1 protein-coding gene is annotated in these 429 nt (G+C 69.9%); it reads right to left on the bottom strand.

All coding sequences use genetic code 11. From position 1 onward, the window contains the following. Positions 1–429, bottom strand: a 429-nt coding sequence (locus GPA27_RS28510) for a LysR substrate-binding domain-containing protein (protein ID WP_256223148.1), incomplete at both ends; no start/stop codon positions are given.

Below are 429 nucleotides of genomic sequence, written 5' to 3' on the forward strand. Positions count from 1 at the left end.
GCGCGGCCCGCCGCTTGTCCATGCGGCCACCCACGCCCACTCCTGCCAGCGAGCCTGACGCGGCCAATGCCTCGGCCAGGAACCCCACAAACGCCTGCACCCGCGTCGAAAACTGGTGCCGCTGCGGGTACACCGCGTAGATGTCGGCCGCAGGCGTGTGGTACTGCGGCAGCACGGGCTCCAGCAGGCCCTGGGCCAGATGGCGGTTCACGTCCCACTCGGCGCGCATCACGATGCCGTGGCCCTGCAGCGCCCACAGCACAGCGATCTCTCCGTCATTAGTGGTGAGGTTGCCGGTGATCTTGATCGACTCGGTGTGCGCCTTGCTGCCACGCCCGGTGGTCAGGCGCCACAGGCCGTAGGCCTCGTCGCCCTGGCGGATGCCGATGCACTGGTGCTCCATCAGGTCGCGCGGCACGCGGGGCCTGC

This window comes from Aromatoleum toluolicum, assembly GCF_012911005.2.
GTDB classification, from domain to species: Bacteria; Pseudomonadota; Gammaproteobacteria; order Burkholderiales; family Rhodocyclaceae; genus Aromatoleum; species Aromatoleum toluolicum.